The organism is Comamonas sp. CAH-2 (assembly GCF_009668305.1).
GTDB lineage: Bacteria > Pseudomonadota > Gammaproteobacteria > Burkholderiales > Burkholderiaceae_C > Comamonas > Comamonas aquatica.
Genome location: NZ_VSWF01000001.1, coordinates 221,967 through 246,548 on the forward strand (window position 1 = coordinate 221,967; position 24,582 = coordinate 246,548).

Annotated in this window: 20 protein-coding genes and 1 tRNA gene; 4 read left to right on the top strand and 17 right to left on the bottom strand. The window is 65.4% G+C overall.

The annotated features are described in order from the left end of the window. The first annotated feature begins 4 nt into the window (after positions 1-4). The 3 genes from FYM52_RS00990 (at position 5) to FYM52_RS01000 (ending at position 2,592) form a co-directional block, all read left to right on the top strand. Positions 5-643, top strand: a complete 639-nt coding sequence (locus tag FYM52_RS00990) for a 3-oxoacid CoA-transferase subunit B (RefSeq protein ID WP_043377995.1) — start codon at positions 5-7, stop codon at positions 641-643. 103 nt (positions 644-746) lie between these two features. Next, positions 747-2,132 carry an HD-GYP domain-containing protein gene (locus FYM52_RS00995; protein ID WP_154162724.1) on the top strand — a complete coding sequence of 462 codons (1,386 nt, stop codon included), beginning with the start codon at positions 747-749 and terminating at the stop codon, positions 2,130-2,132. Positions 2,133-2,346: 214 nt separating this feature from the next. Continuing rightward, positions 2,347-2,592, top strand: a complete 246-nt coding sequence (locus tag FYM52_RS01000) for a hypothetical protein (protein WP_154162725.1) — start codon at positions 2,347-2,349, stop codon at positions 2,590-2,592. An 80-nt stretch (positions 2,593-2,672) separates the two neighbouring features. Here the strand turns inward: FYM52_RS01000 and selD are convergent, their stop codons facing one another. The 17 genes from selD to fdnG form a co-directional block, all read right to left on the bottom strand. Then, a complete protein-coding gene (selD, locus tag FYM52_RS01005) occupies positions 2,673-3,746 on the bottom strand; it encodes a selenide, water dikinase SelD (RefSeq protein WP_154162726.1) in 1,074 nt (357 codons plus the stop codon). Between the two features lie 140 nt (positions 3,747-3,886). Beyond that, positions 3,887-5,173 carry an EAL domain-containing protein gene (locus FYM52_RS01010; RefSeq protein WP_154162727.1) on the bottom strand — a complete coding sequence of 429 codons (1,287 nt, stop codon included), beginning with the start codon at positions 5,171-5,173 and terminating at the stop codon, positions 3,887-3,889. 21 nt (positions 5,174-5,194) lie between these two features. Further along, complete coding sequence (locus tag FYM52_RS01015) at positions 5,195-5,710, bottom strand: chemotaxis protein CheW (RefSeq protein WP_154162728.1); 516 nt, start codon at positions 5,708-5,710, stop codon at positions 5,195-5,197. A gap of 10 nt (positions 5,711-5,720) precedes the next feature. Then, positions 5,721-7,355 (bottom strand): methyl-accepting chemotaxis protein, encoded by a 1,635-nt coding sequence (locus tag FYM52_RS01020; RefSeq protein WP_154162896.1) that lies wholly within the window; start codon positions 7,353-7,355, stop codon positions 5,721-5,723. A 53-nt stretch (positions 7,356-7,408) separates the two neighbouring features. Beyond that, on the bottom strand, positions 7,409-9,508 hold the full coding sequence (locus FYM52_RS01025; protein ID WP_154162729.1) for a chemotaxis protein CheA: 2,100 nt from the start codon (positions 9,506-9,508) through the stop codon (positions 7,409-7,411). Continuing rightward, positions 9,505-9,813, bottom strand: a complete 309-nt coding sequence (locus tag FYM52_RS01030) for an STAS domain-containing protein (protein ID WP_154162730.1) — start codon at positions 9,811-9,813, stop codon at positions 9,505-9,507. The genes FYM52_RS01025 and FYM52_RS01030 overlap by 4 nt, the downstream gene beginning before the upstream one ends. After that, positions 9,810-10,178 (bottom strand): response regulator, encoded by a 369-nt coding sequence (locus tag FYM52_RS01035; RefSeq protein ID WP_162524611.1) that lies wholly within the window; start codon positions 10,176-10,178, stop codon positions 9,810-9,812. Before FYM52_RS01035 ends, FYM52_RS01030 begins: the two co-directional genes overlap by 4 nt. A gap of 36 nt (positions 10,179-10,214) precedes the next feature. Continuing rightward, positions 10,215-11,405 (bottom strand): methyl-accepting chemotaxis protein, encoded by a 1,191-nt coding sequence (locus FYM52_RS01040; protein ID WP_154162731.1) that lies wholly within the window; start codon positions 11,403-11,405, stop codon positions 10,215-10,217. Positions 11,406-11,541: 136 nt separating this feature from the next. Next, on the bottom strand, positions 11,542-12,621 hold the full coding sequence (locus FYM52_RS01045) for a chemotaxis response regulator protein-glutamate methylesterase (protein WP_154162732.1): 1,080 nt from the start codon (positions 12,619-12,621) through the stop codon (positions 11,542-11,544). Between the two features lie 2 nt (positions 12,622-12,623). Next, positions 12,624-13,436, bottom strand: a complete 813-nt coding sequence (locus FYM52_RS01050; RefSeq protein WP_154162733.1) for a protein-glutamate O-methyltransferase CheR — start codon at positions 13,434-13,436, stop codon at positions 12,624-12,626. 161 nt (positions 13,437-13,597) lie between these two features. Beyond that, a tRNA-Sec gene (locus tag FYM52_RS01055) sits at positions 13,598-13,693 on the bottom strand. A gap of 65 nt (positions 13,694-13,758) precedes the next feature. Beyond that, a complete protein-coding gene (gene selB / locus FYM52_RS01060; protein WP_154162734.1) occupies positions 13,759-15,681 on the bottom strand; it encodes a selenocysteine-specific translation elongation factor in 1,923 nt (640 codons plus the stop codon). A 203-nt stretch (positions 15,682-15,884) separates the two neighbouring features. Continuing rightward, positions 15,885-17,288 (bottom strand): L-seryl-tRNA(Sec) selenium transferase, encoded by a 1,404-nt coding sequence (gene selA, locus FYM52_RS01065; protein WP_162524612.1) that lies wholly within the window; start codon positions 17,286-17,288, stop codon positions 15,885-15,887. Positions 17,289-17,378: 90 nt separating this feature from the next. Beyond that, on the bottom strand, positions 17,379-18,353 hold the full coding sequence (gene fdhE, locus FYM52_RS01070) for a formate dehydrogenase accessory protein FdhE (protein ID WP_154162736.1): 975 nt from the start codon (positions 18,351-18,353) through the stop codon (positions 17,379-17,381). Between the two features lie 102 nt (positions 18,354-18,455). Beyond that, the gene (locus FYM52_RS01075; protein WP_042412714.1) at positions 18,456-19,082 is read right to left on the bottom strand and encodes a formate dehydrogenase subunit gamma; all 627 of its coding nucleotides are present in this window, start codon (positions 19,080-19,082) and stop codon (positions 18,456-18,458) included. After that, on the bottom strand, positions 19,079-20,008 hold the full coding sequence (gene fdxH / locus FYM52_RS01080; protein ID WP_042412715.1) for a formate dehydrogenase subunit beta: 930 nt from the start codon (positions 20,006-20,008) through the stop codon (positions 19,079-19,081). Before fdxH ends, FYM52_RS01075 begins: the two co-directional genes overlap by 4 nt. Positions 20,009-20,021: 13 nt before the next feature. Further along, a complete protein-coding gene (fdnG, locus tag FYM52_RS01085; RefSeq protein WP_154162737.1) occupies positions 20,022-23,087 on the bottom strand; it encodes a formate dehydrogenase-N subunit alpha in 3,066 nt (1,021 codons plus the stop codon). 385 nt (positions 23,088-23,472) lie between these two features. On the opposite strand from fdnG, the gene mnmH reads away from it, so the two are divergent. Next, the gene (mnmH, locus tag FYM52_RS01090) at positions 23,473-24,522 is read left to right on the top strand and encodes a tRNA 2-selenouridine(34) synthase MnmH (RefSeq protein WP_154162738.1); all 1,050 of its coding nucleotides are present in this window, start codon (positions 23,473-23,475) and stop codon (positions 24,520-24,522) included. Positions 24,523-24,582: the final 60 nt, after the last annotated feature.

Here is a 24,582-nt window from a genome sequence, read left to right on the forward strand (position 1 = left end):
TGTCATGCCTTGGACCCAAGACCAGATGGCCGCGCGCGCGGCCCAGGAACTCGAAGACGGCTTCTACGTCAACCTCGGTATCGGCATCCCCACCCTGGTGGCCAACCACACGGGCGACAAGGAAGTGTGGCTGCAGTCCGAGAACGGCATGCTGGGCATCGGCCCCTTCCCGACCGAAGACCAGGTCGATGCTGACCTGATCAATGCCGGCAAGCAGACCGTGACCACCATCCCCGGCTCGGCCATCTTTGGCTCGGACCAGTCCTTCGCCATGATCCGTGGCGGCAAGATCAATCTGTCCATCCTGGGCGCCATGCAGGTGTCCGAGCAGGGTGACCTGGCCAACTGGATGATCCCCGGCAAGATGGTCAAGGGCATGGGCGGCGCCATGGACCTGGTGGCCGGCGTCAAGCGCGTGATCGTGCTGATGGAACACGTGGCCAAGAAGAAGGATGGCACCACCGACCTGAAGATCCTGCCCCACTGCAGCCTGCCGCTGACCGGCGTGGGCGTGGTGGACCGCATCATCACCGACCTGGGCGTGATGGACGTCACGCCCCAGGGCCTGCGCCTGGTGGAGCTGGCCGAGGGCGTGAGTTTCGAGGAGATCCAGTCCAAGACCGGGGTGACCTTGCTGCGCTGAGCGCCGGTTTTTGACGACTGTCAAGCCCGCACCCAGTCCGGTGCGGGCTTTTTGACTTGGGGAATCCACTAACATCGGCACCGTCGCAACTTGCTTTTTACGGATGAATTCGGCCACAGCGGATGCTGCCTCCTTGCTTTTGAATGCGTCGTCCCTGCACAACGACGCGCACTTCCTGCGTGCCGTCACCGGCATGGCCGACAGCCAGGAGGTGGTGGCCGACAGCGCGATCTACTCCGAAAGCGGCATCAAGCTGCTGGACAAGGGCGGGCGCATCGACAGCCGCCTGTACGAGCAGCTGATCCAGCACCGGCTGGCGACATCGATCGATGAGCAGCTGAGCACCCGCAATCCGGTGGACCGCGCCTGCCTGGAAGCCCAGGTGCTGCTGCTGTCCGGCTCGACGCCGCTGGGCCAGTTGCTGGCGCAGCACATGGGCGAGCGCCACCACCTGCTGCTGGAGGCACTGCGGCATTTGAAGTGGCCCCAGCCGGCCAGCTTCAAGATGACGGTGATGCGCCACCAGATGCCGGAGCTGTTCGAGCACAGCGTGCTGATGATGATGGTGGCGGTCTTTCTGGGCGTGCAGCAGGGCATGGAGCCTGCGGAGTGCGCGGACCTGGCGGCGGCGGCGCTGCTGCACGACGTGGGCATGCTCTATATGCCGCCCAACTGGTTGAACCCCCGGCACAAGCTGACACCGCAGGAGCACCGACAGCTGGCCGCGCATTCCATCACCGCCATGCTGGTGGTGCAGGGCGCCAAGGTCTACCCCCAGGCGGTGGCCGATGCCGTGCTGGAGCACCATGAACGCCTGGACGGCAGCGGCTATCCGCGCCACACCAAGGGCGACGAGGTGGGGCCCTGGGGGCGCATCCTGATGCTGGCCGAGGTGGTGTCGGCGTTCTACAGCAAGTTCTCGGACATGCCGGCCCAGCGCCTGTCGCTGATGCTGCGCATGAACCACAGCCGCTTTGACGCAGCGCTGACGCAGCACGTGTTTGCGCTGCTGGCGCAGGCCGTGCCGGCCGCGGCCACGGCGGTCACGCACACCAGCGCCGAGGTGCGCGAGGTGATCGCCACACTGGGCGCCGTGTTCCAGCACTGGACGATGTGCAAGCGCAAGTTCCCATCGCAGTGGCAGGCCCTGCCCGGCGGGCGCGCTGGCGTGTACGTGGACCTGCGCATGCAGGCGCTGGAAAAATCCCTGGCCGAATCGGGTTCGCACCCGCGCCAGCAGGCGGACTGGCTGCGCATGTTCGAGGAGGACCCCTCCAGCATGGGCGAGCTGGTGCTGATCAACAAAGAGGCGCTGTGGCAGGTCAACAACTGCATCGAGGCCTGTGTGCGGCGCTGGCCACAGCTGCTGCAGCCGCGCACCACCTTCGATGCGGCCATGCACGACTGGCTGCAGAGCTGCCGCACGGTGCTGGGCCATGCGGCCTTGCCCGCTGGGGTCACGGCGGTCACTGCAGATGCTGCGATTTGAGGAGCGGACTGCGCACGTATTTCAAGGTGTTTGAATACGTTGGATGCTGAATACCAAGGAGTGCCTGCGCAAGGCGCTCCTTTTTTTATGTAATCAGGCTGTCATGCGCCAGGCCTAAGCTGCATTCCACACGCTCAGATGTTGCACACCCGCGCGGCCATGACGGCTGCGTGCGGCCACCGATGCGGTGGCCCGATCACCCAGGATTTTTGCCATGCACAGCCCCTACGCCGCCGCCGCCCACCCGGGCATCACCATGGACCGCTTCACCTTTGTGCCGCATGCACAGCCCACGGACGGGCCGGGCTTTGTGTCGCAATTGCGCATCGACAGCGGTGCCGGCGCGGCGCGCTACCAGCGCCTCTTCACCTTCACCCCGGTGTTCGAGTCGGCGGACGGTGCGCTGGCCTATGCCGTGGACCAGGCCAGTGCCTGGATGCAGCGCAAGACGCTGGCCTGAAGCCGGCCCAGGATGGAGACAAAAAAGCCCCGGGTGCGGTCACCCGGGGCTTGGGCATGGACGCTGTGTGAACGGTGGCGTCAGGCCACGTGCACCTGGGCCGCGCCGGCCTGCATGCGACCCACGACGGCGGCTTGGGCAAAGCCGCTGCTGCGGAAGATGTCCAGCACCTGGTCCACCGTCTCGGGCGTGCAGGACACCAGTAGACCGCCGGAGGTCTGCGGATCGGTCAGCAGGGCGCGCTGGGCATCGGTGACGTGGCTGGCCAGTTGCACGGCGTCGCCGTACGAGGCCCAGTTGCGGCCGGACGCGCCGGTGAATACGCCTTGCTGTGCCAGTTCCATCACACCGGGCAGCACGGGCAGGGCCTGCATGTCCAGGTGGGCCGTCAGCTGCGCGCCGCGTGCCAGCTCCAGGCTGTGGCCCAGCAGGCCGAAGCCGGTCACATCGGTCAGGGCGTGCACGCCGGCCAGCTGCGACAGTGCTGCGCCGGGGCGGTTCAGCTGGGTGGTGGCCGCCACCATCGCTTGGTAGCCGGCTGCATCCAGCAGATTTTTCTTCAGCGCGGCCGACTGGATGCCCACGCCCAGGGGCTTTCCCAGCACCAGCACGTCGCCAGCCTGGGCGTCGGCGTTGCGCTTGATGTGCTGGGGGTTGACGATACCAATGCCGACCAGGCCGTAAATCGGTTCGACCGAGTCGATGGAGTGCCCGCCGGCCAGGGGAATGCCGGCTTCCTGGCAGATGGAGGCCCCGCCTTCCAGGATGGCGGCGATGGTCTCGTGCGGCAGCACGTTGATGGGCATGCCGACGATGGCCAGCGCCATCAGGGGCGTGCCGCCCATGGCGTAGATGTCGCTGAGCGCATTGGTGGCGGCAATCCGGCCAAAGTCGCGCGGATCGTCCACGATGGGCATGAAGAAGTCGGTGGTGGCGACGATGGCCTGTGCATCGTTGATGCGGTAGACCGCGGCATCGTCGGCGGTTTCCGTCCCCACCAGCAGGTCCGGGAAGAACTGCTTGGGCAGGGTGCTCTGGCCGATCAGCTTGGCCAGAACGCCGGGGGCAATCTTGCAGCCGCAGCCGCCGCCGTGCGACAGGGAGGTCAGGCGGGGGGGCGTGTGGGCAGAGGTGGTGGGGGAAGCTTGGGTCATGGTCATTCAATGGCTGCACGCAGCACGGCAGTTGGCTTGAGAGGCATGGAAGAGACGGCACCCGCAGGTGCGCCCCACATTGTGCGCCAGTTCACGGCCTGGGCGGGTGGGGTGCGGCCATCGCCGAGGAGCGTGCGTGCTCAATCCAGGGGCGTGAGGGCCGGCGCCAGGGCGGGCGAGGGCGGCAGGCGCAATTCGGGCAGGCGGGTGCGGTGGCTGCGCAGCCAGGCCGGGATGTCCTGCGCGGGCATGGGCCGGGCAATCAGGTAGCCCTGGCCGACGGCGCAGCCGCAGCGTTGCAACAGGCGCCAGTCTTCCATGGTCTCGATGCCTTCGGCCACGGAGACCAGCTCCAGGCGCTTGGCCATGTCCAGCGCCGACTCCAGAATCACGCCCAGGTTGCGGCGCTGGTGCGCGCCGTGCACGAAGCTGCGGTCGATCTTCAGCTCCGAGAAGGGCAGGCGCGCCAGCTGCTGCATGGACGAGAAACCGGTGCCGTAGTCGTCGATGGACAGCCCGAAGCCCTTGAGCCGCAGGCGGGTGAGCACGGCAATCGCCTTGCCCAGGTGTTCCACACCCGCACTTTCGGTGATTTCCAGCACTACCTGGGATGGGCTGATGGCGCTGCTTTCCACCAGGGAGGTGATCTCCTGCACGATGCCGGGGTTGTCCAGCAGCAGGGGCGACAGGTTGATGGCCAGCTTGGGGGTGAAGCCCATGTGTACCCAGGCGGCGGCTTGGCGTATCGATTTGCGCAGCACCCGCAGCGTCAGGTCGAAGATCAGGCCTTCCTTTTCGGCCAGCGCAATGAACTGGTCGGGGGGGATGCGGCCCAGGCTGGGGTGCGTCCAGCGGGCCAGCACTTCCATGCCGCGCACCAGGCCCGTGCGGATGTCGACCTTGGGCTGGTAGTGCACGTCGATGTGTTCGCAGTCGATGGCGTGGCACAGGTCCTGGGTGCTGATGGGCAGCGGCTGCCGCGGGCCGGACTGCAGCACATTGCCCTTGAGGCACTGGCTGTAGTGCTGCAGCGCGGACTCCAGCTGTTCCTGGCGCAAGGGCTTGGGCAGCGAACCCAGCATGGGCAGGCCCAGGGTGCTGCTCAGTTCCTGCACCGCGTTCAGGATGCCCTGCTGCTGGCTGGACACCACCAGCATCGGAATCTTCCAGCCCTTGTCTTGCAACTGCGTGATCAGTTCCACCCCGTCCATGACGGGCATGTGCAGGTCGATCAGCATCACATCGGGCTTGAGGCGCAGCATGGCCAGCTGCTCCAGCGCCTCGACCCCGTGGCAGGCCTCGTAAATCAGGCCGATGCCGAGCTGGCGACACAGCTGCGCCGCGTGGTCGCGCTGCACGGGACTGTCGTCCACCACCATGATGGACTGCAGACCTAGCGATGACGGGGCTGAGTGTGTCAATGGCATGGTGGCGTTAAAACGACAAGCTTAACCGTTTTCTGTGGCTGCCAGCGATTCTGAGAGGGTTTGCAGCTCGTCCAGATCCAGCACGCGCTGCACGTCCAGCAGGATGACGAACCGGCCCCGCACCTTGCCGATGCCGGAGATGAAGTCGGTGCGGATGTGGGTGCCGAAGGCCGGCGGTGGCTCGATGTCCTGCGGGGCGATCTCCAGCACCTCGCTAACGGCGTCCACCACCACGCCCATGGTGTGGGGGCCTTCGCTGCCCGGCAGCTCCACGATCACGATGCAGGTGCGCTTGCTCACCGCGCTGGTGGCCTGGCCGAAGCGGACCTGCAGGTCCATCACCGGCACCACCGCACCACGCAGGTTGATCACCCCGCGGATGCAGGCCGGCATCAGCGGCACCTCGGTCATGTGCGTGTATTCGATGATTTCCTTGATCGACAGGATACCCAGGGCATAGGCCTCACCGCCCAGCAAGAAGGTGAGGTACTGGCTGGGAAGGGCCGGGGTGGCAGGGGACGATTGGCTTGCGTGCATGCCCGTCCTCTCAGAACTTGACGAAATCAGACTCGTCCAGGGTCTTGCCGCTGGTGCGGGCCACCATGGGGCCGCGTGCCAGCGTTGCGCCCTTGGGTTTGGCGGTTGTGCCTGTGCGCGGTGGATGGGCGTGCAGCGCAGTGGCCGCAGGGCCGCTCAGCCGGAAGAAGGCAATGGCTTGCTGCAATTGCTCAGCCTGGGCGCTCATTTCCTCGGCCGTGGCCGCCAGCTCTTCGGAGCTGGAGGCGTTTTGTTGGGTGGCCTGGCTCAGTTGCCCCATGGCCAGGTTGATCTGGCCGATGCCGCTGCTCTGCTCTTCGGAGGCCGCAGCAATTTCCTGCACCAGTTCCGAGGTCTTCTGGATGTTGGGCACCATCACATCCAGGAGCTGGCCGGCCCGCTCGGACAGTTGCACGCTGGAGGTGGCCACATCGCTGATTTCCTGCGCGGCCACCTGGCTGCGTTCGGCCAGCTTGCGCACTTCGGCCGCCACCACGGCAAAGCCCTTGCCATGCTCACCGGCACGGGCGGCCTCGATGGCCGCGTTCAGAGCCAGCAGGTTGGTCTGGTAGGCGATGTCGTCGATGATGCTGATCTTCTGGGCAATCTGCTTCATGGCGGTGGCGGTGGCCTTGACGGCCTGGCCCCCTTCGGCGGCATCGCGGGCGGCCTTCGCGGCCATGCTGTCCGTCAGCTTGGCGTTTTCGGTGTTTTGCGTGATCGAGGCATTCGCCTGCTCGATGGTGGCGCTGGTCTCTTCCACCCCGGCCGCTTGTTCGCTGGAAGCCTGGCTCAAGGTCTGGGCGGTGGCGCTGACTTCTTCCGAGGCGCTGGCCAGCGCCTCGGAGCTGCTGTTGACCTCGCCGACCACCAGTTGCAGCTTGGCGACCATCTGTTTGACGGCATGCAGCATGCTGCTGCTGTCGTTCTGGCGCAGTTGCACCTCCATGCCCAGATCGCCAGCGGCAATGCGGTTCATGATCTCGGCGGCATACGCCGGCTCGCCGCCCAGCAGGCGTGTCAGCCCGCGTGCGATCAGCCAGGCGGTCAGCACGGCCACGACGATGGCCGCCACGGCGATGTACAGCAGCATCTGCTGGGTGGCCTGGGCGGTGCTCTGGGCCTCGACATTGGCCGCGTGCATGCGTGTGGAGATGAGGCGCGACAGGTCCAGCAGGTGCTGGGTCTGCAGGTCCTGGATGGTGGTGTATTCGCCGCGGATCAGGGCCAGCGCACCATCCTTGTCCGCCTGGGCCAGGGCTGTGATCTGTTCGTACAGGGCATTGAGCTTGTGCGAGTTCTGGGTGATCAGCTCCAGCAGGCGGCGGCCTTCAGCAGATTGGACAGCGTCGTTGAGTTGCGCGATGTGTTTGACCACGTCGGCACGCCCGGCATTTAGCGTTTGCAGTGCGCGGGACAGCTCGACATCCGTGTGCGCGAACACCAGGTCGCGCACCAGCACCTTGGTGCGGTCGTTGGCGTCGATGATGTCGCGGCTCAGCGAGGCGAGGGGGTAGTGCACGTCCATCACCCGTGCGCTCAGATCGCTCACCGAACGCAGACGGTCCAGCCCGAACATGGAGCTGCCAAGCAGCATCAGAATCATCAGCCCAAAGCCAATGCCAAGTCGCGTCACAACGCGCATATTTGCAAACATGCCTGTCCTTGAAGGGATTAAGAGGTAATAAAGTCGGGCGCTCAGGGCGCAGTCGTCGTGAAGGGGATGGTTTCCCTGCGGCGAGTGGTCAACACCTGCTGATGCAGCGCGGCAATGTCCAAAATCAGCGCCACCTTGCCATTGCCCAAAATGCTGGAGCCACTGATGCCCCGCGCCTGTCGGAAGATGCGGGACAGGGGCTTGATGACGGCCTGGGCTTCGCCCAGCAGTTCGTCCACCAGCAGCCCAAAACGCTGGGTGCCATGCTGGATGACCACGATGTTGGGCCGTGCACTGCCAGGGCCCTGCAGGGCAAAGTGCTGGCGCAGACGAATAAAGGGCAGCACCGTGCCGCGCAGGTCGGTGTAGTGCTGCGCCGGCGTACCCAGGTATTCCACGCATTCGTCCACCATTTCCAGTGGAATCACTAACACGGAGTGGCCCACGCGCACCTGGAAACCGTCGATGATGGCCAGGGTCAGCGGCAGGCGCACTTGCACCGTCGTGCCCTGACCCGGCACGCTGCGCACCTCAACCGTGCCGCGCAGCGCCGCTATGTTGCTGCGCACCACGTCCATGCCCACACCGCGCCCTGACAGACTTGTGATCTGCGTGGCGGTGGAAAAGCCGGGTTCGAAGATGAGGGCGTCAATGTCGTTGTCCGCCAACTGACGGCCCGGCTCGATCAGGCCCCGCTCCACGGCCTTGGCCAGGATGCGTTCGCGATCCAGGCCGGCGCCGTCATCACGGATCTCGATCACGATGTGGCCCGACTCATGGTGGGCGTCCAGGTACACGGAGCCCTGTGCTGGCTTGCCGTTGGACAGGCGCACGGCAGCCGGCTCGATCCCATGGTCGATGGCGTTGCGCACCAGGTGGGTCAGCGGGTCGCCGATGCGTTCCACCACGGTCTTGTCCAGCTCGGTGTCCTGACCACTGATGTGCAGGGCGATGTCCTTGCCCAGCTCGCGTGCCACGTCGTGCACGATGCGCTGAAACTTGTTGAAGCTGCCGCCGATTTTCACCATGCGCAGCTGCAGCGCATGGTCGCGGACCTGCTCGACCAGCGCGGCGACGGTGGCGGTGGCTTCCAGCATCTCGCTGTGGCGCAGCTGGCGTGCCACTTCGGTGGCGCCGGCCGATGCGGTGATCAGTTCCCCGACCAGGTTGATGAGCTGCTCCAGCTTGTGGGCATCGACCCGGAGGCTGGCGTGCTCGCCCTGGCGGGGGGCTGTCGTGCTTGCAGACGCGCTGGGAAGGGCTTCCGCGGATGGCACCACGTTGACCTGGGCAAGATCCAGCCAGGTGTTGCTGGGGGGAGCATGGGGCAGTGCTCTTGCGGGGGGCTTGTCGCCATCAGCGCTGTCCTGCGCACTGGGCTGTGAGGGGCAGGGGGCAGCATGTGGCGATGCGAGCGGCGTGACCTGCAGCTCGCATTCGTCACGCACGAAATCGAACACGGACTCCACCTCCTGCTGGCTGGCGTGGCCGTGCAGGTGCACCACAAATCCCAGGTAGCACTGCTCGGCGTCCAGCTGCTGCAGGTTCGGTACCGCCTGGCTCAGCAGTTCGGTATGAGTGATCCGACCCAGGGTGTGCAGGTAGCGCAGAAAGGACAGCGGGTCCATGCCGTTTTGCAGCACGGCCGGACCGAACCGGGCCGCAATCTGCCAGGCGCAGCTGGGGGCGTCGGTTTCGGCAGGCAGGTCGGGGGTGGCCGTCTGGGGCGGCAGCACGGACTTGCTGGACATCAGGCTGCGGGCGTGCAGGGCCTGCACCAGGGTGTCGCTGCGTGCCTGCAGCTGTGGGTCCTGGATGGCGCCATGCGCCTCGACGACATTCATCAGGGCGTGCATGTGGTCGCAGCAGGCCAGCAGCAGCTCGATCAAGCCGGCATCCAGCGGAACACAGGCCGCACGGACCTGGTCCAACAGGGTTTCGGCCACGTGGGTGAATGCCACCACGTGATCGAGCCCGAACAAACCAGCCGAGCCCTTGATGGTGTGGGCCGCGCGAAAGATGGCGTGGATGGCGTCGGGCGAGGGCGCCTCCGGCTGCAGGTGCAGCAGGCTGGCTTCCATGTCGGCCAGCAGCTCGCGGCTTTCCGCGATGAAGGTGTGCAAGGCGTGGTCCAGGTTCATGGGGCGGTGGACGCGGCAGGCGCGATCAGGTGTTCCAGTGCGGTCAGTTGCAGCACTTCCATGACCGTTGGGCTGGCTGACTGCAAGGCCAGCCGGGCGCCGGCGTCTTCTGCGCTGCGCTGCAGTGCCAGTAACAGCTGCAGGCCGGCGGTGTCCATGTCGGACACCTCGGCGAGGTCCAGATGCACGGCGTCATTACCGCAGGCCAGGGCCTGGGGCAGCCAGGCTTGCAAGGCCTGGCACAGCTCGGCCGCGCGGTAGATGCTCAGCTCGCCCGCGATGGTGAACACAGCGGCTTCGTTCATGGCAGCACCAGCTTTTGCACGACGGTCAGCAGTTGCGTGGGGTGGAAGGGCTTGAGCACCCAGGCCTTGGCACCTGCGGCCTGGGCCTGGGCCTTCTTTTCGGCCTGGGATTCGGTGGTCAGCATCACGACCGGGGTGAAACGGTAAGCCGGCAACGCCTTGACCGCCTGGACCAAGCCGATGCCGTCCAGGTTGGGCATGTTCACGTCGGAGACGATGAGGTGCACCTTGTGGCCGGTGAGCTTGCCCAGTGCATCCTGGCCATCCCGCGCTTCCAGCACCTCGTAGCCAGCGCCCCGCAAGGCAATGCACACCACTTGGCGCAGCGAGGCGGAGTCATCCACGATCATGATGGTCTTGGGCACGGTACAACTTTCGGAAAACAGGCAGGCAAGGGGCGGTCAGAAGAAGGTCACGGCATCGCTGTCGTGTGCGGGGGAGGGAGGGGCTGCCTGGCCGCGCTGTGCGGCATGGGCCTGGCGCTCTTCGGCCATGGCGTAGGTGCTTTCCAGGGTGGCCAGTAGGTGGGGGATGTCGAGCCCCTGGGCGGACTGCAACTGGGCGCCCAGCTGCTGCAGGCTGTCGCCCACGTGCCCCATCATCTGGCTGACGCGGTCCTGGAATTGCAACTGGACCAGCGACTGCACGATTTCGGTCTGGATGCCCCGGCTTTCATCCTGCAGCAGCTGCGCGGCATCGGTCAGTTGCCCTGTCAGTCCCTGGAAGCGGGTCAGCACCTGCTCCACGCTGTCCTGGGAGGCGGTCAGCGATGCAGTCTGCTGCGCGGCCGTGTCGGCGGCCTGAAGGCGGGTGTGGCTGATGGCCTGCGTGATCGCCGTGACTTTCTGGGTCATGCGCTGGCCCGTGGCACCGGACAGGGCAGCCAGCTTGCGCACCTCCTGCGACAGCACCGAGAAGCCACGGCCGACTTCGCCCGCGTGGGCGGCTTCAATCGCCGCGTTGATGGCCAGCAGGTTGGTCTGCGAGGCGATCGAAGCCACCTCCGCCGCCATGTCCTGCAACTCCTGCACGTAGCGCTCCAGGTCCTGCACCTGCTGGTGCAACTGCTGGTTGCAATCGATCGACGCGCGCAAGGCCTGCAGCACGGCCTGCAACTGCGTCTGGCTGTGCTGGAACACCTGCACCCCCTCTTGGGTCCCTGCCTGCGAGGACAGGGTGGAGGCCTGCATGGCCTGATCCAGCCGGTCCACGATGCTGGCAAAGCGCTGGGTCAGCTGCGTCACGGCCGTTTCCATCTGCCCTTGGGATGCGCCCAGGTGCTGGCGCCACAGTGGCAGCAGTTCGTGGCCCAAGGCCTGCAGGCCTTGGCGCTGCGAACTGTGCTGCGCATGCACCTGTTGGAGGTCCCGGGCATGCCGGCGGTGGGCCAGCACACCCCAGGCGCTGCAGGCCAGGCCTGCCAGCGCGGCTGCGGGGTGCCAGGCACTGGCCGCCCAGATACCCAGGCCGGCGGCAATCCCCAAGGTGGTGGGACTGCCGGCCCATTCACCAAAGGTGTGCATGCGTGCGGCAAAAGCCGCACATGCCGAAGCCGGCCGTGCGGCCGAGGCGCTGGAAGAAAGGGGGGTCATGCCATGCAGCGCGAGTGCCGGATGATCCGGTGTGCGCTTTTGTTAAAAAATGTATACGGTGAGGATATGCGCAAAGCCGAAGATTTACCGGGTAAACCCTAGAATCCTGGGCAGACCACGCGGTTAAAGGCTTTACCTAGGCGGTCCTTTTGTTGTAGCGCGCGATGGCTTCCGGCATGTCGTGCAGGGCCAGCACCTGGGCGGCCGCACCGCGCTTGATGGCTTCCTTGGGCATGCCGAATACGACGCAGCTGGCCTCGTCCTGCGCCAGGGTGTGGGCACCTGCCTGGCGCATCTCCAGCAAGCCGGCTGCACCATCGTCGCCCATGCCGGTCAGCAAAATGCCCAGGGCATTGGCGCCAGCGGTCTGCGCCACGGAACGGAACAGTACATTGACCGAGGGGCGGTGGCGGCTGACCAGGGGGCCATCCACAATCTCCACGCGGTATTGCGCACCGCTGCGGCGCAGCAGCATGTGGCGCCCGCCCGGGGCGATCAGGGCATGGCCTGGTAGTACGCGGTCGCCGTTCTGGGCTTCCTGCACGGTGATGTCGCACAGCTGGTTCAGGCGCTGGGCAAAAGCCGCGGTGAACTGCTCGGGCATGTGCTGCACGATGACCAGGCCCGGCGACAGCCGCGGCAGGGCGGTGAGGATGCGCTCCAGGGCCTGGGTACCGCCGGTGGAGGTGCCCACCGCCACAATCCGCTCCGTGGTGTGGGCCAGGGCATGGCGGGGCGCGGTGGCCGGCAGCACGGCGTCGGCGCTCAGCTTGGGGGCTGGCGCCGGCAAGGGCGCGCGCGGCACCAGGCGCCGCACGTTGGCCTGCATAGCGGCGCGGATGGTGGTGATGAACTCCTTGGCATGCTCGTCCAGAAAGTGGCGCAGGCCCAGCCGCGGCTTGGCCATGGCCGTGAATGCGCCGGCGGCCATGGCGTCCAGGGTGGCCTGTGCGCCCTGCTCGGTCAGGGTGGAGCAGATGATGACGGGCGTGGGCCGCTCGTGCATGATTTTCTTGAGGAAGGTGATGCCGTCCATGTGCGGCATCTCCACATCCAGCACGATCACGTCGGGCCACTCTTGCTGCATGCGCTTCATGGCCAGCAGCGGGTCGGAGACGGCGGCCAGCAGCTTGATGCCGGGGCTGTCGTGCAGCAGGGCCCCCAGTGTCTGGCGCATCAGTGCGGAGTCGTCGACCAGCAGAACGCGGATGCTCATCGTCAGACGGCCGTGCCGGGCTTACGGAAGATGGCCGGGGCCAGGGCTTGCAGCGGGTGCTGCACATCGTTGAGGCTTTCCGAGTGCCCGATGCACAGGAACCCGCCGGGCCGCAGTTGCTGCGCCAGCCGGTTGACCACGGCCTGCTTGGTCGCCGAGCCGAAGTAGATCATCACGTTGCGCAGAAAGATCACATCAAACAGACCGACCTGGGGCAGGGCCTCGTTGAGGTTGATGTGGCAGAACTCCACGCGTTCGCGCAGGGCCTTGGTGATTAGGAAGGTGCCATCCTGCCGGCCGGTGCCGCGCAGGCAGTACTTCTTGAGCAGCTCGGGCGGCAGGTGCTTGTTGCGCGCCATCGGATAGTGCCCGGTGCGCGCACGCTCGAGCATGCGGGTGCTGATGTCCGAGCCCATCAACTGCCAGGCGCGTGGGCTGTATTCGGCCAGCACCATGGCCAGGCTGTAGGCCTCCTCACCGCTGGAGCAGGCCGCGCTCCACAGGCGCAGTGGCTGCGTGCCAGGGCACAGACCCTGCAGGTAATCCGTCAGCCAGTCAAAGTGCTTGGGTTCACGGAAGAAATAGGTTTCGTTGGTGGTCAGCAGGTCGATGCAGGTCTGGTGTTCACCCTGGCCTTCCGCGCTATGGATGAAGCGGAAGTAGTCGCCATAGCTGGGCATGCCGCATTGCTGCAGGCGCTTGGCCAGGCGGCCGCAGATCAAGGCTTTCTTGCCGCGGTGCATCTGGATGCCCGTCTGGCGATGGATGAAGCTTTGAAAGTCCAGAAACTCTTCGTCAGAAAGATGCAAAGACATGGTGGCCTAAAACCATAGCGCGAAGCGCTTGATTCTCTTTGGATTGCAAGCAAAAGTAAAAGGAAAGGCCGAGTGAGCAGGCGCTAATTGCTCATTTATTTATACGAACGTGCGGTTCATTAAAAAAGCCCTGACTCCGGCAGAGTCAGGGCTTGGATGTGTGGCGGAAAGCAGCAGGAGTCGAACCTACCCAGGAGTGGCTAACACCCCTCACCGGGTTTGAAGCCCGGCCGCACCACCGGGCACGATTGCCTTCCGAAGAAGCTGGCGCCGATTGTAACGCGCTGGCGTAGCGCAGCGCGGCAATTGGGGCGATGCGGGCTCATGCCTGGGGGTGCCACTGCGCGTCCGGGCGCAGCACGTGGGCGTCGCGCACGCGCCGGGTGTAGCCCAGGCGGTCGAAGCACTCGATGATCTGGATGGCGCGCTTGCGGCCCAGTTGCGTCGCGTCGCGGAAGGCGCGGGCTTCGACCTCGCCGTGGGGCGTGGTGGCGGCCAGATCCTGGACGATGGTGGCCAGCTGGTCCATGTTGGCGGCGGTGTAGAACAGGTCCTTGACCACCTGGAACAGCAGTCCCTGGCGGGCCAGCTTGCGCAGCAGCTGGCGCACCACTTCCTCGCCGCTGCCGGTGTCGCGTGCCAGGTCGCGCACCCAAGGTGGGTCAAAGCGGCCGTCCTGCAGGCGCGGCAGCAGTTGCTCGGCCAGGGCCTGCTCGGCTGCGGACAGTTGCACGCTGTAGCCGGGCCGGTGCAGCCACGCCCCGCTGCTGGCCAGCTGCTGCGACTGCAGCAACTGGTCGATGATGGCGCGCCACAGCATGTCGTGCTGCGCATGGACCAGGCCGGGCCAGGCCATGCGGCGCAGGCGCGCGGCGTTGATGCCGGGCTCATCCGGGTACTTGTCGTGAAAGCGCGTGATGGTGTCCAGCACCTGGGCCTGCAGCTGGGCCAGACGCTGGGCGTTGATCAGCAGCGCATCCCCGTCGGCCAGGGCAATACGCTGCGTGCCAGCCAGGGCGATGCCGTCCAAGCTGCGCCCGGTCAGGCGTTGCAGCTGCGACAGCGGCAGACCGTGGGCCGCCTGGGCGACCAGCGGCGTGGCATCGTGCGTGGCCACCAGGTGCTCCAGCGCATCCAGGGTGGCGCTGCGCTCCGGGCTGCGGCGCTTGCGCGCGGGGGCGTACGGGTCCAGCACCAGGCCGCCGGCTATGGTGCGGCTGGCCTGGGCGTTGCGCAGCACCAGGCGGTCTCCGGGCACGGTGAAGACCGGGGCGTCCAGCACCAGCTGCGCACGCACTTCGGTGCCGGGCTCGATCGGCTGGTCCTGCAGCAGGGCCACGTGGGCCGTGCCGCGCTGGGTGCCCAGGTGCACGTGCACCGGCGTCCACTGCGCCATGGGCGGCGCTTCGGCCAGCAGGTGCAGGCGGATGTCGATGCGGTCGGTGGCCTGCAGCACGCGGCCATCGGCGATCCAGTCGCCGCGCTGGATGTCGTCCTTGGCGATGCCGGCCAGGTTCAGCGCGCAGCGCTGGCCGGCCACGCCTTGCTCGGCCGCCTGGTTCTGGGCGTGGATGCTGCGCACCCGCACCGTTTGGCCACTGGCCGAATGCACCAGGCTGTCGCCCACGGCCACGCGGCCGCTGAACACCGTGCCGGTGACCACGGTGCCCTGGCCGGGCAGGGTGAAGACGCGGTCCACCGCCAGCCGGAACAGGCCGTCGCGCGGGCGCGGGGGCATCAGCTGGGCCTGCACGTCCAGGTGCGCGCGCAGGGCCTGCACGCCGGGGGCGCCGGGCTGGGCGGCGGCGGTTTCAAAGATCGGGCTGCCGGCCAGGGCCGTGACGCTGAGGATGGCGGTGATCTCGTCGCGCACGTCCTGGATGCGCTCGGGCAGCACGCGGTCGACCTTGGTCAGGGCCACGGTGCCCTGGCGGATGCCCAGCAGTTGCAGGATTTCCAGGTGCTCCAGCGTCTGCGGCATGACGCCGTCGTCGGCAGCCACCACCAGCAGGGCGTGGTCGATGCCCACGGCGCCGGCGGCCATGGTGTGGACAAACTTTTCGTGGCCGGGCACGTCGATGATGCCCAGCACGTCACCATTGGGCAGGGGGGCGTAGGCGTAGCCCAGCTCGATCGAGATGCCGCGCGCCTTCTCTTCCTTCAGGCGGTCGGTCTCCACCCCCGTGAGGGCGCGCACCAGCGTGGTCTTGCCGTGGTCAATGTGTCCCGCGGTACCGATGATCATGCAAACACTTTCCAGAACCCCGATGGTTCCTAGTCAAATTGGCATCCAGCACTTGCTTAGCAAGCGCCAGTAGCTATGTATTTAGATAGCCCTGTGCAAACCTGGGCACGCCGTTGCCTGGGATTGTCGTACTGAAGAGCTACCTGCAGCTTCGCGCCTCGTTGCCATCGTCCATCGCCTGGGTCTTGGCGTGCGGGCCGTGCTCAGCGCAAGGCATGCAGCTGTTGTTCAAACTGCGGCTGGGCCGGGGCCTCCAGGCAGCGCAGGTCCAGCCACAGGGCATCGTCGTGCAGGCGGCCAATCACCGGGCGTGGCAGGGCGCGCAAGCGCGCTTCCAGCTGGGTCAGCTGGCGGCCCGCCTGCTTGCCGCTGGCGGGGTACAGCTTCATGCCCCAGCTGGGCAGGTTGCCCACGGGCAGGGCGCCGCTGCCGATCTGGCTGTGCATGGCGGCGGTCTCGACGACCCAGGCATTGCCCAGCACGTCCTGCAACCGGGGGCGCAGGGCCTCAGCCTGGGCCTGCATGTCGGCGGGCGGGCGGGTGAACAGGCGCAGCGTGGTCAGGCGCTCGGCCAGCTTTTCCGGGTGCAGGTACAGGCGCAGCGTGGGCTCCAGCGCGGCCAGCGTCAGCTTGCCCACGCGCAGCGCGCGCTTCATGGGGTTCTTCTTGATCTTGGCGATCAGGTCCTTGCGGCCGACGATGATGCCGGCCTGGGGCCCGCCCAGCAGCTTGTCGCCCGAGAAGGTGACGATGTCGGCGCCGGCCTCCACGGTCTCGCGCACCGTCACCTCGTGGGGCAGGCCCCACTGGCGCAGGTCCACAAGGGTGCCGCTGCCCAGGTCCACCAGCATGGACAGGCCGCGCTCGTGCGCCATGGCGGTGACCTCGGCATCCGAGACGCTCTTGGTGAAGCCCATGACGGCGTAGTTGCTGGTGTGAACCTTCATCAGCAGGGCGGTGGCGTCGGTCACGGCCTCGGCATAGTCCTTGGCGTGGGTGCGGTTGGTGGTGCCCACTTCAACCAGTTGGCAGCCGGCGCGCTTCATGATGTCCGGAATGCGGAATGCGCCGCCAATCTCGACCAGCTCGCCGCGCGAGACCACCACTTCCTGGCCGGCCGCCAGGGTGGACAGGGCCAGCAGCACGGCGGCGGCATTGTTGTTGACGATGGTGGCGGCCTCGGCGCCGGTCAACTCGCAGACCAGCTGTTCGACCAGGTCGTCGCGGTCGCCACGGCCGCCGGTGTCCAGGTCGTACTCCAGGTTGGCGGGGTGGGTCAGCGCTTCGACCACGGCGTCCACCGCTTCCTGGGGCAGCAGGGCGCGGCCCAGGTTGGTGTGCAGCACCGTGCCTGTGAGGTTGAACACGCTGCGCAGGCGCGGGGCAAAGCGCTCGGTCAGGCGCTGCGCGGTCGCTTGCACCAGGGCGTTCTCGGTCACCTGGTCTGCGTGCAGGCTGCCCTCGCGCAGCGCCGGGCGCAGCCCTTCCAGCACCTGGCGCACGGCATCCGTGGTGCTGCTGGTGCCGTACTGCTGCTGCAGGGCCTGCAGGGCCGGGGTGTGCAGCAGCTTGTCAACGGAGGGGAGGCGCGGGGTGGCAGCGTTCACGGCGGGGAATCTCGCAGTCAAAAAACAATGGTGCAATGAAGAAAGGCCGCTGCAGCGGCCTTTCGGCGGGGGCTGGAGGTGGCTGGCCTCTTATTGTGCCGCAGGGTCTACCAGGCCGGCCTCGGCGTCGGCCGCCTGCTCTTCGGCCACGGCCACAAACAGCAGGGGGTTGGCGCTGGAGCGTTGGAAGCGGGTGCTCTCGCTCATCAGCAGGTCCATGGTCAGGCTGGCCAGGTCGTCGGCCAGCGGCTCGGCCAAGGGGTCCTTTTCCTGGTTGATGACCTTGCGGTAGGTGCCGCACTGGTCGCAGGTCTCGGCGGTGATGACGTCCTTGCTGCCTTCGATGGTCTGGTAGTGGATGCCTTCGGTGGACTCGCAGTGCGAGCACTTCACGCGCACCATGTGCCATTCGGTGCAGCAGGTGCCGCAGTGCAGGTAGCGGTGGCCGCTGCTCTGGCCGCCAATGCGCAGCACGCTGGCCACGGGTTCGCTGGCGCAGACGGGGCAGATGGTGGCCGGCTCGGTGTAGGGTACGTCGCGCACGCTGAGGGCTGCGGCGCGCTGGGCATAGGTCACTTGCAGCGCGGCCATGATGAAGGGGGCCATGCCGATGTGGCGGGCGGCCACTTCCTTTTGCAGCAGGCGCTGGGCGATTTCATCGCGCTCCTGCAGGCTGAGGGCACGCAGCGAGGTGATCAGTGGCTGCAGCGGCTCGGGCAGGCCTTCGTTGCCCGCCAGTGTGTCCAGCATGGCGTCCAGCACGGCGTGCCAGGCGGGGTCGATGTGGTCGGCGGCGGGCAACAGGGGCATGGAGTGCTGCTGCGCACGTTCCATGCTGCTGGTGTCCAGGGGCTGCAGCGTCACCTGGGCGGCCGCCGCATGCTGGGCATCCACGATCTTGGCGGCAAACTGCAGGTAGTCCGCGATCGGGTTGCCGTCCGACAGCTGGCGCAGGCGCGCTGCGCGGTCGGCGAACAGGCTGGCGACCTGGGGCAGCAGGATGCGGGGGAAGCTGGTCTTGTCCAGCGCTTCGATTTCGCCGGGTTGAAGAATGCGTTGTTGCATAGAAATAGGGGTCCAGAAATTGAAGCCGCCGGCACGCCCAGCAGAGGGCGTCCGGCGGCAATCAACAAGCGTCTAAGTGACTTTATCTAAAGACTGATCGGATCAGTCGTTGTCGCCAGTCATCTTGCGATACCAGCCGCGGTGGTGTTGCTTGGCCCAAGCACGGGTCACTGTGCCATACAACATGGCGCGGATGGTGCCGCGGGTCCAAATAGCCGCATAGACGTGCATGATGATCAGACCGATCATCCACACTGCAGCGATGGCGTGCACCACCGAAGCGGCACGCACCACGCCCACGGGCAGCGTCCACCAGGCGCGCCACATCAGCACGCCGGTGACCGTGATCAGCAGCATGCCGATCACCAGGCCCCAGAACAGGAGCTTCTGGCCACCGTTGTACTTGCCCTGTTCGGGCATGTCGTGGTCGTCGCCGTCGATCATCTTGTTGACGTTCTTGAGCCAGTCAATATCGCGGGGTTCCACGATGTTGAGCTTGGCAAAACGGCAGGCCATGATGATGAAGAACACAGCCATCACCACCCCGATGTAGGGGTGCAAGATGCGCGTCCAGGGGCCGCCACCGAACAGCTGAGTCAGCGGAAAGAAGGCGGGGTGGAAGAACGCCAGACCGGACAGGGCCAGCAAAATGAAGCAAATGCCTACCACCCAGTGGTTGGCGCGCTCCGATGCGTTGTAGCGCACGAGGTCGCGAGGGTTGCGTTTCATTTGCCGTTCTCCTTGTTCAGCGCTTCAGCGTCCTTGCGCTCCATTTCATCTTCCAGTTCCTTGGACACGTCGTTCGGACCCTTGGTGATGTAGTGGAACAGGCTGCCAACAGCAGCTGCACCCAGTGCGGCCATCGCCAGAGGCTTGGCAACACCCTTCCACAGGGACACCATCGGGCTGATCTTGGGATCGTCCGGCAGGCCCTTGTACAGCGAAGGCTTATCAGCATGGTGCAGCACGTACATGACGTGCGTACCGCCCACAGCTGCTGGGTCATACAAACCGGCGTTCGCGTAGCCACGCTGCTTCAGATCGCCGATGCGGCGCTCTGCCTGGTCGTGCATTGCCTTCTTGGTGCCAAACATGATGGCGCCGGTTGGGCAGGTCTTGACGCAGGCAGGTTCGCGGCCCACCGCCACGCGGTCCGAACACAAGGTGCACTTGTACGCCTTGTGGTCCTTCTTGGAGATGCGTGGAATGTTGAACGGGCAGCCGGTCACGCAGTAGCCGCAACCGACGCACTGGTCCTGCTGGAAGTCCACGATGCCGTTGGCGTACTGCACGATCGCACCAGGCGAGGGGCAGGCCTTCAGACAGCCGGGGTCTTCACAGTGCATACAGCCGTCCTTGCGGATCAGCCATTCCAGATTGCCGGTGGCTTCGTTCTCGTACTCGGCAAAGCGCATCACGGTCCACGACTGATCGGTCAGATCGGTCGGGTTGTCGTACACGCCAGCAGCCGAAGTGCCGATTTCGTCGCGCAGATCGTTCCACTCCATGCAGGCGGTCTGGCAAGCCTTGCAGCCAATGCATTTGGAGACATCGATCAGCTTGGCGACCTCCCCGCTGTGCGCTTCACGCGCACTGGGGGCGGGGGTGGTCGTTGCGGAGCGACGCTTGATATCGAGGGACATGGTTGAGGACATCAGCTATTTCTCCTTATGCCTTCTCAACCTTCACGAGGAAGGTCTTGGATTCAGGGGTCATGCTGTTGCCGTCACCGACCGACGCAGTCAAGTTGTTCGCCAGGTAGCCTTTGCGACCTGTCGAGGCAAAGCCCCAGTGGATCGGAATGCCCACGTGGTGGATGGTCTTGCCGTCGATCTGCATGGGCTTGATGCGCTTGGTCACCACTGCCGCAGCCTTGACGAAACCACGCTTGGACGACACCTTGACCTTCTGGCCGGTTTCGATGCCCAGCTCCTTGGCCAGCGCTTCACCAATTTCCACAAACTGTTCGGGCTGAACGATGTTGTTCAGCTGAACGTGCTTGGTCCAGTAGTGGAAGTGCTCGGTCAGGCGGTAGGTCGTGCCCACGTGTGGGTAGTCCTTGGGATCGCCCGCGGTGCCCTTGGTGGATTCCAGGATACGCGCTGCAGGGTTGATGACCGCCAGCGGGTTCTTGGGATACATGGGGTTGTAGCCCAGAGGGTTGTCGAACGCCTCGTAGTGCGTGGGGAACGGACCTTCGTTCATGCCCTTGCGCGCGAACAAGCGCGCCACACCCTCGGGATTCATGATGAAGGGGTTGATCACCTCGGGATCCAGGCCTACGGCCACGTCCGGCACGTCCGCGCCGCCCCATTGCTTGCCATTCCACTTGATCAGCACGCGCTTGGGGTTGAACGGATTGCCCTGGCGGTCGCACGATGCGCGGTTGTACAGCACACGGCGGTTGGCCGGCCAGGCCCAGGCCCAGTTCAGCGTGTTGCCGATCCCGGTGGGGTCGCTGTTGTCGCGACGCGCCATCTGGTTGCCCGAAGACGTCCAGCTGCCTGCCCAGATCCAGCAACCACCCAGGGTGGTGCCGTCATCACGCATTTCGCCAAAGCCCGCCAGTTGCTCGCCCGCCTTGCGGATGAGCTTGGTGGGGTCCTTGGGGTCGTACAGATCGACCAGGGCGCGACCGTTGTATTCCTTGGCAATTTCCTCGGAAGTGGGGTGGTCGGCGTGCGAGTACGGCCAGTAGAGGTTGACGATGGGGTCGGGGAACTTGCCGCCGTCCTTCTCGTACAACTTTTTCATGCGCAGGTGCAGGCCGGACATGATCGCGATGTCGGTCTTGGCTTCACCCGGTGCATCGGCGGCCTTCCAGTGCCACTGCAGCACGCGCGAGGAGCTCACGACGGCACCGTCTTCTTCGGCGAAGCAGGTGGTGGGCAGGCGGAACACCTCGGTCTGGATGGAGGCGGAGTCCACATCGTTGAATTCACCGTGGTTCTTCCAGAACTCGGAAGTCTCGGTGACCAGCGGATCCATCACGACCAGGAACTTCAGCTTCTTCAAGCCTTCGCGGACATTGTTGGAGTTGGCCAGCGCGGCCAGGGGGTTGAAGCCCTGCGCGATATAGCCATTCACCTTGCCCTGCACCATCATGTCGGTGACCTGCAGCATATCGTACTGCTTGTCCAGCTTGGGCAGGTAATCGAATGCCCAGTTGTTTTCCGCAGTCGCCGCAGGACCCCACCATGCCTTCATCAGGCTGACGTGGAACTTGGGTGTGTTGGACCAGTAGTTCATCTGGCCGGGACGCAGCAGCTTGGGCGTGCGTGCGGCGATGTACTGTTGGTAGTCTTGCTCGCGCTCGTTGGGCAGCGTCAGGTAACCCGGCAACGAAGCGGACAAGATACCCAAGTCGGTCAGGCCCTGGATGTTGGAGTGACCGCGCAACGCGTTCATGCCACCACCTGCAACGCCGATGTTGCCGCACAGCAGCTGGATCATGGCGCCGGTACGCAGCATCTGTGCGCCCGTGGTGTGCTGGGTCCAGCCCAGTGCGTACATGATGGTCGCCACACGGCCGGCCACTGCGGTCGAGGCAAACTGCTCGGCCACGTGCAGGAACTTGGCCTGGGGTGTGCCGCAGATGCTTTCCACCTTCTCAGGGGTATAGCCCGCGTAATGGCGCTTGAGCCACTGGTAGACGCAACGGGGGTGCTGCAACGTGGGGTCGGTCTTCACGAAGCCGTCTTCGCCCATCTCGTAGTCCCACGACGATTTGTCGTAAGTACGGGTCTCGGGGTTGTAGCCGGAGAAGATGCCTTCGTCAAACGCAAAGTCTTCGCGCACGATGTATGTGAAGTCGGTGTAGTTCTTCACATATTCGTGGTGAATCTTGTCGTTGGTCAGCAGGTAATTGATGATGCCGCCCAGGAACACGATGTCCGAGCCCGAACGGATAGGGGCATAGAAATCGGCTACGGAAGCAGATCGGTTGAAACGCGGATCGACCACCATGAAGTGCGCACCGTTGTGCTCCTTCGCTTCGGTCACCCATTTGAAACCACAGGGGTGCGCTTCCGCAGCGTTACCGCCCATGATCAGGATCACATCAGCATTCTTGATGTCGACCCAGTGATTTGTCATGGCTCCACGGCCAAACGTCGGGGCAAGACCTGCCACCGTCGGGCCGTGTCAGACACGTGCTTGGTTATCGAGCGCCAGCAGGCCCCAGGAACGGGCAACCTTGTGGGTGACGTAACCGGCTTCGTTGCTAGAGGCCGAAGCAGCCAGCATGCCGGTGGTGAGCCAACGGTTGACCGTTTGACCCTTTTCATTCTTCTCGACGAAGTTGGCGTCGCGGTCTTCCTTCAGGAGCTTGGCGATACGGTCCAGGGCTTCGTCCCACGACAGGCGCTTCCACTCGGTCGAGCCGGGAGCGCGGTATTCGGGGTACTTGAGGCGGTTGGGGCTGTGAACGAAGTCCAGCAGCGAGGCGCCCTTGGGGCACAGCGTGCCGCGATTCACGGGGTGATCGGGATCACCTTCAACGTGCATCACCGACATCTTGGCGTTCTTGACGCCGTCGCTGTAGGAGTACATCAGGATGCCGCAGCCCACCGAACAGTACGTGCATGTCTGCCGTGTGACGGTGGTTGCGGCCAGTTTGAACTGACGGACTTCAGCCAGGGCTGCGGTGGGCGAGAAGCCCATCACTGCCAGACTGGATGCCGCCAGACTCGAGCCAGTCACTTGCATGAACTGGCGTCTGGATAGTTGCACCATGGGGTTACCTTTTAAAACTTGACGCTTGTAGGCGAAATTCTAGTTATGTGTCTCATACAAGACCCACTCCCCAGCCTTTAACCGATGGCGCTTGCCGGGGAATGTATGCATATGGTTGCATAGATCGGCGGCACATATAAGGCGGGAAGAACCCGAGTTTTGTAGGTGCGGGCCGTGTGTGCTTTATGGAAAATCCAGCAAGCGCCGCCTGCAGCGGCGACAATGCGGGCCATCAACAGCAAGGTGTGCGCAACCCGTGAAGGCGGGTGTGCCACGTGTCGAGGGTCGACCCATCTTCGTGTTGGCGTACAGCGGTGGCTGCTGTGCGCAGATGCGCCGGTCGTCTTGTCTGCGTCGGCTTTTGTTCCTTGTTGCGGTTTTTTCCATGTCCCATCGCCAGCCCGTCCGTGTGGCCGATCTTGCTCAGTTCACGACCATCATCGACGCCCGCACGCCTGCAGAATTTGCCCTTGACCACATCCCCGGCGCGATCAACTGCCCGGTGCTGAGCGACGCCGAGCGCGCCACCATCGGCACCATCTACAAGCAGGTCAGCCCCTTCGAGGCCAAACGCCTGGGGGCGGCCCTGGTGGCCCAGAACCTGGCCCAGCACCTGCACACCACCTTTGCCGACAAGCCCGAGAACTGGCGCCCCGTGGTCTATTGCTGGCGCGGGGGGCTGCGCAGCGGCTCCATGGTGACGTGGCTGCGTCTGGTCGGTTGGGATGCCCAGCAACTGGCGGGTGGCTACAAGTCCTTCCGCCACCATGTGGTCGACGAGATCGAGCGCCTGGTGCCGCAGTTGCAGCTGCGCGTGCTGTGCGGCGCCACCGGCAGCGCCAAGACCCGGGTGCTGCACGCCTTGCAGCAGCAGGGTGCGCAGGTGGTGGACCTGGAGGGGCTGGCCTGCCACAAGGGGTCGTTGCTGGGCGCCTTGCCGGGCGTGCCGCAGCCCTCGCAAAAGAGCTTCGAGACACAGCTGGTAGCCGTGCTGGAAACCCTGGACCTGAGCCGGCCGGTGTATCTGGAGGGGGAAAGCCCCAAGATCGGCCGCGTGGCCTTGCCCCTGCAACTGGTGCAGCACATGCGCCAGGCGCCGGTCATCGAGATCCAGGCCACCGAGGCGGCGCGGCTGGACTACCTGTTGCGCGATTACGCCTACCTGGGCGATGACGTGGCCTCGTTGTGCGAGCGGCTGGCCTACCTCAAGGAAATCCAGGGCAGCGAGACGATTGCCCGCTGGCAGGACTGGGCCCAGGCTGGCGCGTTGCCGCAGCTGTTTGACGAGCTGATGCGCCTGCACTACGACCCCCAGTACCAGCGTTCGCAGTCGCGCCACTTCACCCAATGGGGCGGGCGCCAGTCGCTGGCGGCCGACGACCTGTCCGAGTCCGCCTTCGCCCGTCTGGCCGGCGCGGTCGTCGCCCTGGGCTGACAGCGGGGCGCCCAGGCGCCACGGCCTGGATGCCTGCGGGTCTGGCGTGCCTGGATGACA

Excerpts from the sequence above, each read along its gene's own strand:
- FYM52_RS00990 (WP_043377995.1), top strand. The coding sequence starts at position 5 with ATGCCTTGGACCCAAGACCAGATGGCCGCGCGCGCGGCCCAGGAACTC.
- FYM52_RS00995 (WP_154162724.1), top strand. The coding sequence starts at position 747 with ATGAATTCGGCCACAGCGGATGCTGCCTCCTTGCTTTTGAATGCGTCG.
- FYM52_RS01000 (WP_154162725.1), top strand. The coding sequence starts at position 2,347 with ATGCACAGCCCCTACGCCGCCGCCGCCCACCCGGGCATCACCATGGAC.
- selD (WP_154162726.1), bottom strand. The coding sequence starts at position 3,746 with ATGACCCAAGCTTCCCCCACCACCTCTGCCCACACGCCCCCCCGCCTG.
- FYM52_RS01010 (WP_154162727.1), bottom strand. The coding sequence starts at position 5,173 with ATGCCATTGACACACTCAGCCCCGTCATCGCTAGGTCTGCAGTCCATC.
- FYM52_RS01015 (WP_154162728.1), bottom strand. The coding sequence starts at position 5,710 with ATGCACGCAAGCCAATCGTCCCCTGCCACCCCGGCCCTTCCCAGCCAG.
- FYM52_RS01020 (WP_154162896.1), bottom strand. The coding sequence starts at position 7,355 with ATGCGCGTTGTGACGCGACTTGGCATTGGCTTTGGGCTGATGATTCTG.
- FYM52_RS01025 (WP_154162729.1), bottom strand. The coding sequence starts at position 9,508 with ATGAACCTGGACCACGCCTTGCACACCTTCATCGCGGAAAGCCGCGAG.
- FYM52_RS01030 (WP_154162730.1), bottom strand. The coding sequence starts at position 9,813 with ATGAACGAAGCCGCTGTGTTCACCATCGCGGGCGAGCTGAGCATCTAC.
- FYM52_RS01040 (WP_154162731.1), bottom strand. The coding sequence starts at position 11,405 with ATGACCCCCCTTTCTTCCAGCGCCTCGGCCGCACGGCCGGCTTCGGCA.
- FYM52_RS01045 (WP_154162732.1), bottom strand. The coding sequence starts at position 12,621 with ATGAGCATCCGCGTTCTGCTGGTCGACGACTCCGCACTGATGCGCCAG.
- FYM52_RS01050 (WP_154162733.1), bottom strand. The coding sequence starts at position 13,436 with ATGTCTTTGCATCTTTCTGACGAAGAGTTTCTGGACTTTCAAAGCTTC.
- selB (WP_154162734.1), bottom strand. The coding sequence starts at position 15,681 with ATGATCATCGGTACCGCGGGACACATTGACCACGGCAAGACCACGCTG.
- fdhE (WP_154162736.1), bottom strand. The coding sequence starts at position 18,353 with ATGCAACAACGCATTCTTCAACCCGGCGAAATCGAAGCGCTGGACAAG.
- FYM52_RS01075 (WP_042412714.1), bottom strand. The coding sequence starts at position 19,082 with ATGAAACGCAACCCTCGCGACCTCGTGCGCTACAACGCATCGGAGCGC.
- fdxH (WP_042412715.1), bottom strand. The coding sequence starts at position 20,008 with ATGTCCTCAACCATGTCCCTCGATATCAAGCGTCGCTCCGCAACGACC.
- mnmH (WP_154162738.1), top strand. The coding sequence starts at position 23,473 with ATGTCCCATCGCCAGCCCGTCCGTGTGGCCGATCTTGCTCAGTTCACG.